Below are 13,809 nucleotides of genomic sequence, written 5' to 3' on the forward strand. Positions count from 1 at the left end.
CGTGACGGCGGTACGGCGCCCTGCGCGTCGTACCGCCTCTCTCAGTCCCCAGCCTCACCTTTCACAGAACTAACGAAGGACAGCAGCCATCGTGCTCGACGTTAACTTCTTCGACCAGCTTCAGATCGGCCTGGCCACCGCGGACGACATCCGCACGTGGAGCCACGGCGAGGTCAAGAAGCCGGAGACCATCAACTACCGCACGCTCAAGCCGGAGCGTGACGGCCTCTTCTGCGAGAAGATCTTCGGTCCCACCCGGGACTGGGAGTGCTACTGCGGCAAGTACAAGCGCGTCCGCTTCAAGGGCATCATCTGCGAGCGCTGCGGCGTCGAGGTGACCCGCTCGAAGGTCCGCCGTGAGCGGATGGGCCACATCGAGCTGGCCGCGCCGGTCACCCACATCTGGTACTTCAAGGGTGTCCCGAGCCGCCTCGGCTACCTCCTCGACCTCGCCCCGAAGGACCTCGAGAAGGTCATCTACTTCGCGGCGTACATGATCACCGCCGTCGACGAGGACGCCCGCCACCGCGACCTGACCGCGCTCGAGGGCAAGATCCAGCTCCAGCGCGAGTCGATCGAGAAGCGCCGCGACGCCGGCCTCGAGGACCGCACCAAGAAGCTGGAGGAGGACCTCGCCGCCCTGGAGGCGGAGGGTGCCAAGGCCGACCAGCGCCGCAAGGTCCGCGACGGTGCCGAGCGCGAGCTCAAGCAGCTCCGCGACCGCGCCCAGCGCGAGCTCGACCGCCTCGAGGAAGTCTGGGACACGTTCAAGAGCCTCAAGGTGCAGGACCTCATGGGTGACGAGGTCCTCTACCGCGAGATGAAGAACTGGTTCGGCAAGTACTTCGAGGGCCACATGGGCGCCACGGCGATCCAGAAGCGCCTGCAGTCCTTCGACCTCGACGCCGAGGTCGAGAGCCTGCGCGAGACCATCGCCACCGGCAAGGGTCAGCGCAAGGTCCGCGCCCTCAAGCGGCTCAAGGTCGTCGAGGCCTTCCGCAAGACCGGCAACAAGCCGGTCGGCATGGTCCTCGAGGCCGTCCCGGTCATCCCGCCGGACCTGCGCCCGATGGTGCAGCTCGACGGTGGCCGGTTCGCGACCTCGGACCTCAACGACCTGTACCGCCGCGTCATCAACCGCAACAACCGCCTCAAGCGGCTGCTGGACCTGGGCGCGCCGGAGATCATCGTCAACAACGAGAAGCGGATGCTCCAGGAGGCCGTCGACTCGCTGTTCGACAACGGCCGTCGTGGTCGTCCCGTCACCGGCCCGGGCAACCGGCCGCTGAAGTCGCTGTCCGACATGCTCAAGGGCAAGCAGGGTCGCTTCCGCCAGAACCTGCTCGGAAAGCGCGTCGACTACTCGGGTCGTTCGGTCATCGTCTCGGGTCCGCAGCTGAAGCTGCACCAGTGCGGTCTGCCCAAGCAGATGGCGCTGGAGCTCTTCAAGCCGTTCGTCATGAAGCGGCTCGTGGACCTCTCGCACGCGCAGAACATCAAGTCCGCCAAGCGGATGGTCGAGCGCGCGCGTCCGGTCGTGTGGGACGTCCTCGAAGAGGTCATCACCGAGCACCCCGTGCTGCTCAACCGTGCGCCCACCCTGCACCGCCTCGGCATCCAGGCCTTCGAGCCGCAGCTGATCGAGGGCAAGGCGATCCAGCTCCACCCGCTCGTCTGCACCGCCTTCAACGCGGACTTCGACGGTGACCAGATGGCCGTGCACCTGCCGCTGTCCGCCGAGGCCCAGGCCGAGGCGCGGATCCTGATGCTGTCGACCAACAACATCCTCAAGCCGTCGGACGGCCGTCCGGTGACCATGCCGACCCAGGACATGATCATCGGCCTGTTCTTCCTCACCACCGAGCGTGGCGAGGCGACGGTCGAGATCGACGGCGAGACCCGCCTGCGCAGCTTCACGTCCCCGGCCGAGGCGATCATGGCCTACGACCGTGGCGAGATCACGCTGCAGGACCGGGCGCGCATCCGCCTGACCAATGTCGCTCTCGAGGGTGTCCCGGAGGGCGAGGCCACCCTGGTCGAGACCACGCTGGGCCGCACGATCTTCAACGACGCGCTGCCGGCCGACTACCCGTACGTCAACGAGGAGGTCGGCAAGAAGCGCCTCGGCTCCATCGTCAACGACCTCGCCGAGCGCTACCCCAAGGTCGTCGTCGCGGCGTCCCTGGACGCGCTCAAGGACAACGGCTTCCACTGGGCGACCCGCTCCGGTGTGACCGTGTCGATCGACGACGTCATCACGCCCCCGAACAAGGCCGAGATCCTGGCCGTGCACGAGGCGTCGGCGGCCAAGATCCAGAAGCAGTACGAGCGCGGTCTGGTCACCGACGAGGAGCGCCGCCAGGAGCTCATCGAGATCTGGACGAAGGCGAGCCAGGAGGTCGGCAAGGCCCTGCGCGCCACCTTCGAGGCCAACCCGACCAACCCGATCTACGTGCAGGTGCACTCGGGTGCCTCGGGTAACTTCAACCAGATCAACCAGGTCGGCGCCATGCGTGGCCTGGTGGCCAACCCGAAGGGCGAGATCATCCCGCGGCCGATCAAGGCCAACTTCCGCGAGGGTCTCTCCGTGCTGGAGTACTTCATCTCCACCCACGGTGCCCGCAAGGGTCTGGCGGACACCGCGCTGCGGACCGCCGACTCGGGTTACCTGACCCGTCGTCTGGTCGACGTGTCGCAGGACGTCATCATCCGCGAGGAGGACTGCGGCACCGAGCGCGGCCTGCCCAAGGTGATCGGTGTCGACGACGAGAACGGCGTCGTGGTCAAGGACGAGAACGCCGAGACCGCGGCGTACGCCCGTTCGGCCGCCAAGGAGATCACCCACCCGGAGACGGGCGCCGTGCTCGCCACCGCGGGTGAGGACCTCGGTGACGTCAAGATCGCCGAGCTCATCGAGGCCGGCATCAAGGAGGTCTCGGTCCGCTCGGTCCTGACCTGCGACGCCCGCACCGGCACCTGCGCGAAGTGCTACGGCCGCTCGCTGGCCACCGGCAAGCTCGTCGACATCGGTGAGGCCGTCGGCATCATCGCGGCGCAGTCCATCGGTGAGCCCGGCACGCAGCTGACGATGCGTACCTTCCACACCGGTGGTGTGGCCTCGGCCGACGACATCACGCAGGGTCTGCCCCGCGTGGTCGAGCTCTTCGAGGCCCGCACCCCCAAGGGTCACGCCCAGATCTCCGAGGCCGCCGGCCGCGTGCAGATCGAGGAGACCGACAAGGCGCGCATCATCGTCGTCACCCCCGACGACGGCAGCGAGGTCAAGGAGTACCCCGTGTCCCGGCGTTCGCGCCTCCTCGTGGAGGACGGCGGCCGGGTCGAGGTGGGCGACAAGTTCACCGCCGGAACCGAGGACCCGAAGGAGGTGCTGCGCATCCTTGGCGTTCGCAAGACCCAGCAGCACCTCGTCGACCAGGTCCAGGAGGTCTACCGGTCGCAGGGTGTGTCGATCCACGACAAGCACATCGAGATCATCGTGCGGCAGATGCTGCGCCGGATCACGGTGCTCGAGTCGGGTGACACCAACCTGCTCCCGTCCGACCTCGTCGACCGGGTCCGCTTCGAGGAGGAGAACCGCCGCGTCGTCTCCGAGGGCGGCAAGCCGGCCTCGGGTCGTCCCGAGCTGATGGGCATCACCAAGGCCTCGCTCGCGACCGAGTCGTGGCTCTCGGCGGCCTCCTTCCAGGAGACCACCCGGGTCCTCACCGACGCCGCGATCAACGGCCGCTCCGACAGCCTGCGTGGCCTGAAGGAGAACGTGATCATCGGAAAGCTGATCCCGGCCGGCACCGGCCTGGAGCGGTACCGGAACATCCGGGTCGAGCCGACCGAGGAGGCGCGCGCCGCGGCGTACGCCGTCACGGGCTACGAGTCCTACGACTACGAGTTCGGCAACCAGGGCCAGGCCGTGGCGCTGGACGACTTCGACTTTGGCTCGTACCAGAACTGAGCGAAGCGAAGTTCTGGTGTAAGAGCCAGATCGAGTAGACGAAGGCCCCCGCGAGCTTGCTCGCGGGGGCCTTCGGCGTATCGAGATCCAGTCGCGAAGCAACCACACCGCCCCGTCGTTCGTCCTACATGGTGTGAACAGGTTCCTGCTACTGCCCGCTGCCGCGCTCCTCGTGGCGGCGGGGTCGCTCTCCGTGCCGGCGACCGCCGGCACCTCCTCCGCGGCCGCTGCGTCGGCGGTGCCGCGCTGCCACAACGCCGACCTGCGCGCCCGCTACCGTGCGACCGACAACGGCGCCGGGCACCGGTTCGGGAAGATCGTGCTGCGCAACGTGTCCGGCCACCGGTGCCGCACGGGCGGCTTCGGCGGCCTGTCGTACGTCGGTGACGGCAACGGCACCCAGATCGGCGCACCGGCGGACCGACAGGGTTCCGGAGGCTCGTTCGTGCTGCGGCCCGGGCAGCGCGCGGTGAGCCGCGTCGACGAGACCGTCGCCGAGAACTACGACGCCGCGACGTGCAAGCCGCACCCCGTCGACGGGTTCCGGATCTACGTCCCGAACGCCACCCGCTCGCAGTTCGTGGCGCACCCGACCACCGGTTGCCTGGACCCGGCGGTGCACCTGATCTCGCACACGGCGTACCGGAAGCGGGGATGAGTCGGGTCGCCTGAGAGAATCACGGGGTGAGCGCACCCCTGCAGACCGATGTCCTCGTCGTCGGTGCCGGTCCCGCCGGCTCCGCGGCCGCCGCGTGGGCGGCGCGGGCCGGTCTCGACGTGGTGCTGGCCGACGCGGCGGTCTTCCCGCGCGACAAGACCTGTGGCGACGGACTGACGCCGCGCGCGATCGGTGAGCTGGAGCGGCTGGGGCTGCGCGACTGGGTCCGCTCGCACACCGTCAACCAGGGGCTGCGGGCGCACGGGTTCGGGCAGACGCTGCACCTGCCGTGGCCGGGTGGCAACCTGCCCGACTGGGGCAGCGCGATCGCGCGGACCGAGCTCGACGACCACCTGCGCACCACGGCGATCAAGGCCGGGGCGAGCGCGCTCGACGGGGCCCGGGCGGTCGACGTACGCATGGACGGCGACCGGGTCGCCGCGGTCGTGCTCAAGGACGGCCGTGAGATCGCGTGCAAGCGGCTCGTCGTGGCCGACGGCGTGCGCTCGCCGCTGGGCAAGGTGCTCGGGCGGGAGTGGCACCGCGACACGGTCTACGGTGTCGCCGGCCGCTCCTACGTCACCTCGACCCGGGCCGATGACCCGTGGATCAGCTCGCACCTCGAGCTGCGCGGCGAGCAGGACGAGATCCTCTCCGGCTACGGCTGGATCTTCCCGCTCGGCGCCGGCACGGGCGAGGTCAACCTCGGCGCCGGCACCCTCGCGACGGCGAAGCGGCCCGCGGACGTGGCGATCAAGCCCCTGATGAAGCTGTACGCCGACCGGTTGCGTGAGGAGTTCGGGCTCGGTGACGAGCTGCGCGCTCCGACGTCCGCACTGCTGCCGATGGGTGGTGCCGTGTCCAACGTCGCCGGTCGCAACTGGGCGCTGATCGGCGATGCCGCGGCGTGCGTCAACCCGCTCAACGGCGAGGGCATCGACTACGGCCTGGAGACCGGCCGCGTGGTCGCCGAGCTGCTCGCGACGACGCCCGACGCCGACCTCGGTGTGGTGTGGCCCGAGATCCTGCGTGAGCACTACGGCGAGTCGTTCTCCATCGCCCGCCGGCTCGCCGGCCTGGTCACCGTGCCCCGGCTGCTGCCGGCCCTCGGCCCGGTCGGCATGCGCTCCGACCTGCTGATGACCCTCGCCCTGCGCTGGATGGGCAATCTCGTCACCGACGAGGACCGCGACCGCTCCGCCCGCGTCTGGCGATGGGCCGGACGCCACTCGCTGGCCCGCGACAACCGACCGCCCTTCTCCTGATCGCACCCCCTAGGGTGGACAGCAGAGGAGGTCAGGCCATGGGGCAGCGGGTGCAGCGGCTGGCGGCGTACGCCGTCATCGTCCGTGGCGACCAGATCCTGCTCTCCCGGCTGGCGGAGCGGGTGACCAAGCGCGAGCTGTGGTCACTGCCCGGCGGCGGTGTCGACCACGGCGAGGACCCGCGCGACGCTGTCGTGCGCGAGGTCTACGAGGAGACCGGGCTGCACGCCGAGGTCGGCGAGACCGCCCACGTGCACTCCCTCCACGTCGCCGACTCGTGGCGCCGCGGGCGGCGGGTCGACGCGCACTCGGTGCGGATCGTCTACGAGGGCTGGGTGCCCGCCGACGCGCCCGAGCCGCACGTCACCGAGGTCGACGGCTCGACCGCGGAGGCGGCGTGGAAGCCGATCGCGGCCGTGCTCGACGGCACCGTGCCGACCGTCAGCCTGGTGGCCGACGCGCTGGCGTCGTACGCCGTGCGTCAGCGGCAGCGCACGGCCGCCTACGCGTACGTCGTACGCGACGACGCGATCCTGCTGACCCGCACCTCCGACCTCGCGCCCGACCCCGGGACCTGGCACCTGCCCGGCGGCGGGATCGACCACGGCGAGTCACCGAGCGACACGATCCGCCGCGAGCTGTGGGAGGAGTGCGGGCTCGAGGGGGAGGCCGGAGAGCTGCTGACCGTCCTCGACCACCACTTCACCGGCACGGCGCCCAACGGTCGCGAGGAGGACTTCCACGCGATCGGGATCATCTACCGCGCCGAGGTCGGGCCGGGGGAGCCGCACGTCGTCGAGGAGGGCGGCACGACCGACGCGGTCGCGTGGGTGCCGCTCGCCGACGTCGCCGATCGGAAGCTCAAGGTCTACGGCTCGGTCCGGGCCGCCATCGAGGCAGCCGGCGGGCTAGCCTCGACGCGTGACTGAGACCGTCTTCACGTACGCCGCGCCCGCCCTGAAGTTCGGGCGGGGCGCCGCCGCCGAGGTCGGGTACGACGTCCGCGGCTGGGGTGCGCGCCGCGCCCTGCTGGTCACCGATCCGGGCGTGCTGGCGGCCGGCCACGCCGAGACGGTCGCGGCCTCGCTGCGCGCCCACGGCGTCGAGGTCGTCACCTACGCCGGTGCGCGGGTGGAGCCCACCGACGCCTCCCTGGAGGAGGCGGTCGCGTTCGCCCGCGGCGAGGGCCCGTTCGACGCGGTGGTGGCCGTCGGTGGCGGCTCCGCGATCGACACCGCGAAGGCGGTCGCGCTGCTCGTGACCAACCCGGGCGAGCTGATGGACTACGTCAACGCGCCCATCGGCAAGGCGCGGGCGCCCCAGCAGCCGGTGCTGCCGCTGGCCGCCGTACCTACCACGACGGGGACCGGCGCGGAGTCGACCACGATCTGCGTGATGGACGTGCTGGCGCTCAAGGTGAAGACCGGGATCAGCCACCCGGCGCTGCGTCCGCGCCTGGCCGTCGTCGACCCGGCGCTGTCGGCGACCCAGCCCGCGGGCGTGATCGCGGCGGCCGGGATGGACATCCTGTGCCACGCGCTGGAGAGCTACACCGCCCGTTGGTACGGCGAGTTCCCGGCCAAGGAGCCGCAGCAGCGGGTGCCGTACTGCGGCTCGAACCCGATCGCGGACCTCTGGTCGGAGAAGGCGATGGGGATGCTGTCGGGGGCGTTCCGGGCCGCCGTACGCGCGGCGCGGGAGGGTGACGACGGTGGCGAGGCTGCCGAGCAGATGGCGCTCGCGGCGACCTTCGCCGGACTCGGGTTCGGCAACGCGGGCGTGCACATCCCGCACGCCAACGCATACCCGATCGCCGGCCGGGTCCGGGACTTCCGCCCCGCCGACTACCCGCAGGACGAGGCGATGGTGCCGCACGGCATGGCCGTCGCGCTGACCGCGCCCGAGGCGTTCCGGTTCACCTTCGACGCGGCGCCGGAGCGGCACCTGCGCGCGGCGCAGCTGCTCTCGCCGGGGGTCCCGGGCACCGACGCGTCCGTGCTCCCGGGCGTCATCGCGTCGCTGATGCGCGACATCGGGATCCCGAACGGCCTGGCCGAGGTCGGCTACGGCGCCGGCGACGTCGACGCGCTCGTCGAGGGTGCGCTCCAGCAGCAGCGGCTGCTCGCCACCGCGCCCAAGGAGGTGGGCGGCGAGGACCTCGCCACGATCATCACCGCCTCGCTCGAGCACTGGTGATCGCGGCCGCCGGAGCACACCACCGTAGGATTGTCGGGTGAACCCCCGCCACCGCCGCCTGATCATCCCGGCCGCGCTGGTGGCACTCCTGCTCATCGTCCTCGTGACGTCCCTGGTCAAGTGAGCACCGGCTCCCTCGACGAGGCGCTGGCGCGGGTCCGGGCGGACCTGCTGGCCGACGACCGCCTGGTGCGGGCCGTCGCGTCGGGGCGCCGCAAGGCCGCCGTACCCCCGTGGCGCCGGGTCGAGCTGCGCTGGGTGGACCTCAAGGCGGGGCGGCACCTCCAGGTCGTGAGGTACGACGCCACGCAGGCCCACACCGCCAACCACCTGCGCGGGGAGGCGGCCGAGCAGGCGGTCGACGGGCTGCTGGCCGAGCCGTTCGGCAACTGGACCGTCGAGACCACCGAGCAGCAGCTGAGCCTGCGGGTGACCAAGAAGGGCGCCGCCCTGGTGCACACGGCGGCGCGCACGGGGGAGGCGCCGGCCGACCGGGGTCACGACCGGGCCAAGGAGCGGCTGCTGCCCGAGGACGACCCGGTGTTCGCGGCGCTCGGACTGGCCGACGCGCAGGGCCGGATCAAGCCGAGCCGGATGGCGAAGTACCGCCAGGTCGAGGACTTCCTGCGGATCCTGGACACCTCGGTCACCGAGGCGATCGCCAAGAGCCGGCTGCGCAAGCCGACGCCCGAGGACCCGCTGCGGGTGGTCGACCTCGGCTGCGGCAACGGCTACCTCACCTTCGCCGCGCAGCGTTACCTCAGCGAGCGGCGCGGCCTGCCGGTCCGGGTGACCGGCGTCGACGTGAAGGAGCAGTCGCGCGACCACAACGCCTCGGTGGCCCGCGAGCTCGGCATCGACGCCACCTTCGTCGCCGGCACCATCGGTGAGGCCGAGCTGGAGCAGGCACCCGACGTCGTGCTCGCGCTCCACGCCTGCGACACCGCCACCGACGACGCACTCGCCCGCGCTGTCGGGTGGAACGCGCCGCTCGTGCTGGCCGCGCCCTGCTGCCACCACGACATCGCGGCCCAGCTGCGCAGCGCGGAGCCGCCGGCGCCGTACGCCTCACTCGTGCGCGACGGCATCCTCCGCGAGCGGTTCGCCGACACCCTGACCGACACGCTGCGGGCGCTGCTGCTGCGGCGGGCCGGCTACCGGGTCGACGTGATGGAGTTCGTCGACAGCCAGCACACGCCGCGCAACACCCTGCTGCGGGCGGTTCGCGGTGGCGCCGCCGTCGACACCGGCGAGTACGACGCGCTCGTGGCCGCGTGGGGGATCCGCCCCCGCCTCGGGGAGCTGCTCGGGTGAGGAAGGTTCCGGCGCTCGTCCTGCTCACCCCGTTCGTCATCGGATTCCTCACGCCGGGCGCCGCGGTCGAGCCGCCCGCCCCCGACCCGGTCTTCCACTTCACCGACCCCGAGATCACCGAGTCCAGCGGGCTGGTCGCCCGCGACGGCCTGGTCGTCACCGTGAACGACTCCGGCGACAGCAACCGGGTCTTCACCGTCGACCCGGCCACCGGCGATACCGTCGGCGTCACCCGCTGGCAGGGCGAGGCCACCGACATCGAGGCGCTCGCGCCGGCGGGTGGCCCGGGCAGCGGCGAGGTGTGGGTCGGCGACATCGGTGACAACGTGGGCTCGCGCGACCACGTCGAGGTGGCCCGGGTGCCCTTCGGTCGCGGCAACCGCGAAGTGCACGCGCCGACGTACCGGCTCGTCTATCCCGACGGCCCCCACGACGCCGAGACCCTGCTCGCCGACCCCGCGACCGGCCGGCTCTACGTGGTCGCCAAGGAGTTCATCGGCCGCCTGTACGCCGCCCCCGAGCACCTCGACCCCGACCGGCCCAACGAGCTGACCGCCGTCGACGAGGTGCTCGGCATCGCTACTGACGGCACGTTCACGCCCGACGGGAAGCACCTCGTGTTGCGCAACTACGGCCAGGCGGCCGTCTACACCTGGCCCGGGCTGAGGAGGGTCGCACAGGTGGACCTGCCGCGGCAGCCGCAGGGGGAGGGACTCGCGATCAGCGAGTCGGGTGAGGTGCTGGTCAGCTCGGAGGGTGCCGGGGCCGAGGTGCTGCGGGTCGAGCTGCCGCTGGGTGCGCAGTCGTCCGCACCGGCGCCCGACGACGAGCGGGCGCCTGTGCGGGCCGAGGAGCAGCGGTCGTGGTGGCCGTGGGCGATCGGCGGCGTCGCCGGTCTGGTGATGGTGGGCGTGCTGCTGCGCTCGCTGCGGCCGCGGGACTGAGCTGGGCCTTGTCGGCGCCCGGTGACACGATCGGTCCGTGACCGAGCACGAGTTCACCGCGGAGCTGTGGCGCTGGCAGGCGCGCGACGAGGACGCCGGCGGCGCGTGGTTCTTCGTCAGCCTGCCGTTCGAGGTCTCCGACCTCATCGACGAGGCCGGGCCGCGCAAGGGCTTCGGGAGCGTTCGGGTCGAGGTGAGCGTGGGCGGGAGCACGTGGCGCACGTCGGTGTTCCCGAGCGCCGAGGAGAAGACGTTCGTGCTGCCGGTCAAGAAGGCGGTCCGCACTGCCGAGGGCCTGGTCGAGGGTGGACCGTGCACGGTCCGGCTCCGTACGGTCGAGTGATGGACATCGAGGTCGTCGAGGGCGACATCACCGCCCAGCAGGTCGATGCGGTCGTCAACGCCGCCAACCGGGCGATGCGCGGGGGAGCGGGCGTGGACGGCGCGATCCACCGGGCCGGCGGGCCCGAGGTGCTGGCCGACTGTCGGCGCCGCTTCCCGAAGGGCTTGGCGACCGGCGACGCCGGCTGGACCACGGCCGGCCTGATGCCGGCCCGCTGGGTGATCCACGTGGTCGGCCCCAACCACAACCGCGGTGAGACCGACCGCACCCTGCTGACCTCCTGCTACCGCCGCGCGCTCGAGGTCGCCGACGAGCTCGGCGCCCGCTCGATCGCCTTCCCGCTCGTCAGCGCAGGCGCCTACGGCTGGCCGCGGGAGGACGCCGTCGACGCAGCGCTGGAGACGTTGCGCTCGACGGCGACGCAGGTCGAGCTGGCGCGGTTGGTGGCGTTCGGGCGCTCGGCGTACGAGCTCATCGCGGGCCGGCTGTAGGGCGCACCCAGCGGCGCCAGTCGTCCTGGCGGGCGTAGCCGGTGGCGCGCCAGATGGTCTGGCCGAGGTCGTTGTGCTCGAGGACCATGGCGTCGATCCGTCCCGCGCCGAGCGCGACCAGGCGTTCGGAGGCGGCGTCGAGGAGGAGCGAGCCGATGCCGTGACGGCGGGCATCGGGATGGACGGCGAGCCGGTAGAGGTGGGCGCGCCAGCCGTCCCAGCCGGCGATGACGGACCCCACCAGGCGGCCGGCGTCCTCGGCAACCAGACAGGCCGCCGGGTCGCGGTCGAGCAGCCGGCGTACGGCGTCCACGCTGTCTGTCGGTCGCGCGTCGTTCTCGGCGGCGAGCGCCCACAGCGCGAGCAGGGCGTCGGTGTCGGCGGGCGTGGCGGCGCGTACGTGGGGCATGGCCCCATCATCTCGCCGCCGGCCTGGGACCCGGTCCCGATTTTCTCCGGACGTCGTCACCCGACGTACCGGACCTCGTTGGTCAGGCACCGAACCACCAGCCCGACCGGGAGGAGACGACGATGTCGACGGAGCTCACCACCGCAGCCCTGCTGATCGCGTTCGCCCTCCTCTGCGCGGGCTGGCTGGTGCGGTCGCGTGGGGCGGTCGCCTCGATGCCGGGCATGGGGCCGGACATCGAGGAGTGGCGGTCCGCCGCGCTGCGGCACTTCCAGGAGCACCGGGACCTCGAGCGCGCTGTCGCCGACGTGCTGGCCACCCCGGGTGCCGTGCGTGGTCCCGGCCGCACCGAGCTGTTCGTCGCGCTCGGTGCGAGCCGGGTCGACCTCTACGCCTGAAGGGCCTCGACGACGAAGTCGATCGACTTCGTGAGCGCCTCGACGTCGGCCGGGTCGATCGCGGGGTACATCGCGATCCGCAGCTGGTTGCGGCCGAGCTTGCGGTACGGCTCGGTGTCGACGATCCCGTTGGCGCGCAGCACCTTCGCGATCTCGGCGGCGTCGATGGCGTCGTCGAAGTCGATGGTGCCGATGACCAGCGAGCGGTGGCTCGGGTCGGCGACGTAGGGCGTCGTGTACGACGTCCGCTCGGCCCAGCCGTAGAGCGCGTCCGACGACGCCGTGGTCCGCTCGACCATGCCCTTGAGGCCGCCCTGGCTGTTCATCCAGTCCAGCTGCTCGGCCATCAGGAAGAGCGTGGCGACCGACGGCGTGTTGTAGGTCTGGTTGAGGCGGCTGTTGTCGATGGCCGTCTTGAGGTTGAAGAACGGCGGGATGTAGCGGTCCGAGGCGGCGATCCGCTCGGCGCGCTCGATCGCGGCCGGGCTGAAGATGCCGAACCACAGGCCGCCGTCCGAGGCGAAGCACTTCTGCGGCGCGAAGTAGTAGACGTCGGTCTCGGCCAGGTCGACCGGCAGGCCGCCGGCGCCGGAGGTGGCGTCGATGAGGACGAGGGCACCCTCGTCGGTGCCGGCCGGGCGGACGACCGGCGCCATCACGGCGGTCGAGGTCTCGTTGTGGGCCCAGCCGTAGACGTCGACACCGGCCTCGGCGACCGCCTCGGGTCGCGAGCCCGGGTCGGCCGCGATGACCGACGGCGCGTCCAGCCACGGGGCGGCCTTGACCGACGAGGCGAACTTGCTCGAGAACTCGCCGAAGGTCAGGTGCTGCGACTTCTTCTCGATCAGGCCGAAGGCCGCGATGTCCCAGAACGCCGTCGCGCCGCCGTTGCCGACGACGACCTCGTGGCCGTCGGGCAGTGTGAACAGGTCGCCGAGACCCTGCAGCACGCGGCCGACCACGTTGCGCACCGGGGCCTGGCGGTGCGACGTACCCATCAGCTGGTCGCCGGTCGCCGCCAGCGCGGTGAGGTGGCTGGGCTGGATCTTCGACGGCCCGGCGCCGAAGCGGCCGTCGGCGGGCTTGAGCTCGGCGGGGATCTGGATGTCGGTCACGTGGTCAACCTTCTCGATCGGCACAGGCAGAGAGGACAGGCTGACGACGCTGTCAGAGATGACCCCATTGTGACAGGCCCCTCACGGCCCTGTTCAATCGGTTTCGCCATGCAAGCCTCCCTCGACCTGCGCACCGTCGGCTACCTCCACCCCGACGCCGCGACCCTCGTCGCCCGCGTCCAGCAGGAGTACGTCGAGCGCTACGGAAACCCCGACGAGAGCCCGGTCGACCCGACAGTCTTCGATCTCCCGGAGGGCCTCTTCCTGGTCGGGTACGACGACGCCGGGACGCCCGTTGCCACCGGCGCCTGGCGCCGCTCGCCCGTGCAGGTGCTCGGCGGTACCAGTGCGGTCGAGGTCAAGCGGATGTTCGTCCTCGCCGAGCAGCGGGGCCGCGGGTTCGCACGGGCGGTGCTGGCCGCGCTGGAGTCCTCCGCGGGGGAGGCGGGCCACGACCTGGTCGTGCTCGAGACCGGGCTGCGCCAGCCCGAGGCGATCGGGCTGTACCGCAGCGCCGGCTACGAGGAGATCCCCGGCTTCGGGTTCTACAAGGAAGCGCCGCTGTCCCGGTGCTTCGGCAAGCTGCTCGGCTGACTCTGCAGGCGCGCCGACCCGGCAGAAACTGGCCTCTGAATCGCGCTGACCCGGCACAAACTGGCTCCGAATTCGCTTCGACCCGGCAGAAAGTGGCCTGCGTTCGAGCCAC

13 protein-coding genes are annotated in these 13,809 nt (G+C 71.5%); 11 read left to right on the plus strand and 2 right to left on the minus strand.

The annotated features are described in order from the left end of the window. Positions 1-91 precede the first annotated feature (91 nt). The 9 genes from ACZYRU_RS25435 to ACZYRU_RS25475 all read left to right on the plus strand — a co-directional run bounded on the left by ACZYRU_RS25435 (position 92) and on the right by ACZYRU_RS25475 (position 11,181). Entirely contained in the window at positions 92-3,970 is a 3,879-nt protein-coding gene (locus ACZYRU_RS25435; protein WP_488959898.1) for a DNA-directed RNA polymerase subunit beta', read from the plus strand. 133 nt (positions 3,971-4,103) lie between these two features. After that, entirely contained in the window at positions 4,104-4,628 is a 525-nt protein-coding gene (locus tag ACZYRU_RS25440; RefSeq protein ID WP_488959899.1) for a DUF4232 domain-containing protein, read from the plus strand. A 26-nt stretch (positions 4,629-4,654) separates the two neighbouring features. After that, positions 4,655-5,893, plus strand: a complete 1,239-nt coding sequence (locus ACZYRU_RS25445) for a geranylgeranyl reductase family protein (protein ID WP_488959900.1) — start codon at positions 4,655-4,657, stop codon at positions 5,891-5,893. Positions 5,894-5,931: 38 nt separating this feature from the next. Then, complete coding sequence (locus ACZYRU_RS25450) at positions 5,932-6,822, plus strand: NUDIX domain-containing protein (protein WP_488959901.1); 891 nt, start codon at positions 5,932-5,934, stop codon at positions 6,820-6,822. Next, complete coding sequence (locus tag ACZYRU_RS25455; protein ID WP_488959902.1) at positions 6,815-8,089, plus strand: hydroxyacid-oxoacid transhydrogenase; 1,275 nt, start codon at positions 6,815-6,817, stop codon at positions 8,087-8,089. Before ACZYRU_RS25450 ends, ACZYRU_RS25455 begins: the two co-directional genes overlap by 8 nt. 120 nt (positions 8,090-8,209) lie before the next feature. Further along, entirely contained in the window at positions 8,210-9,403 is a 1,194-nt protein-coding gene (locus tag ACZYRU_RS25460; RefSeq protein ID WP_488959903.1) for a class I SAM-dependent methyltransferase, read from the plus strand. Continuing rightward, positions 9,400-10,347 (plus strand): hypothetical protein, encoded by a 948-nt coding sequence (locus ACZYRU_RS25465; protein WP_488959904.1) that lies wholly within the window; start codon positions 9,400-9,402, stop codon positions 10,345-10,347. The genes ACZYRU_RS25460 and ACZYRU_RS25465 overlap by 4 nt, the downstream gene beginning before the upstream one ends. Positions 10,348-10,384: 37 nt before the next feature. Then, a complete protein-coding gene (locus ACZYRU_RS25470; protein WP_488959905.1) occupies positions 10,385-10,690 on the plus strand; it encodes a DUF1905 domain-containing protein in 306 nt (101 codons plus the stop codon). Continuing rightward, complete coding sequence (locus tag ACZYRU_RS25475) at positions 10,690-11,181, plus strand: O-acetyl-ADP-ribose deacetylase (RefSeq protein WP_488959906.1); 492 nt, start codon at positions 10,690-10,692, stop codon at positions 11,179-11,181. Before ACZYRU_RS25470 ends, ACZYRU_RS25475 begins: the two co-directional genes overlap by 1 nt. On the opposite strand, the gene ACZYRU_RS25480 is transcribed toward ACZYRU_RS25475, so the two are convergent. After that, complete coding sequence (locus ACZYRU_RS25480) at positions 11,162-11,590, minus strand: GNAT family N-acetyltransferase (protein WP_488959907.1); 429 nt, start codon at positions 11,588-11,590, stop codon at positions 11,162-11,164. The genes ACZYRU_RS25475 and ACZYRU_RS25480 overlap by 20 nt on opposite strands. Positions 11,591-11,712: 122 nt before the next feature. On the opposite strand from ACZYRU_RS25480, the gene ACZYRU_RS25485 reads away from it, so the two are divergent. After that, positions 11,713-11,988, plus strand: coding sequence for a hypothetical protein (locus ACZYRU_RS25485; protein WP_488959908.1), 276 nt, complete (start codon positions 11,713-11,715; stop codon positions 11,986-11,988). Here ACZYRU_RS25485 and serC read toward each other — a convergent pair. Next, complete coding sequence (gene serC / locus ACZYRU_RS25490) at positions 11,979-13,103, minus strand: phosphoserine transaminase (protein ID WP_488959909.1); 1,125 nt, start codon at positions 13,101-13,103, stop codon at positions 11,979-11,981. The genes ACZYRU_RS25485 and serC overlap by 10 nt on opposite strands. Before the next feature lie 108 nt (positions 13,104-13,211). On the opposite strand from serC, the gene ACZYRU_RS25495 reads away from it, so the two are divergent. Continuing rightward, a complete protein-coding gene (locus ACZYRU_RS25495; protein ID WP_488959910.1) occupies positions 13,212-13,697 on the plus strand; it encodes a GNAT family N-acetyltransferase in 486 nt (161 codons plus the stop codon). Positions 13,698-13,809 lie beyond the last annotated feature (112 nt).

This window comes from Nocardioides sp. F233, assembly GCF_057813895.1.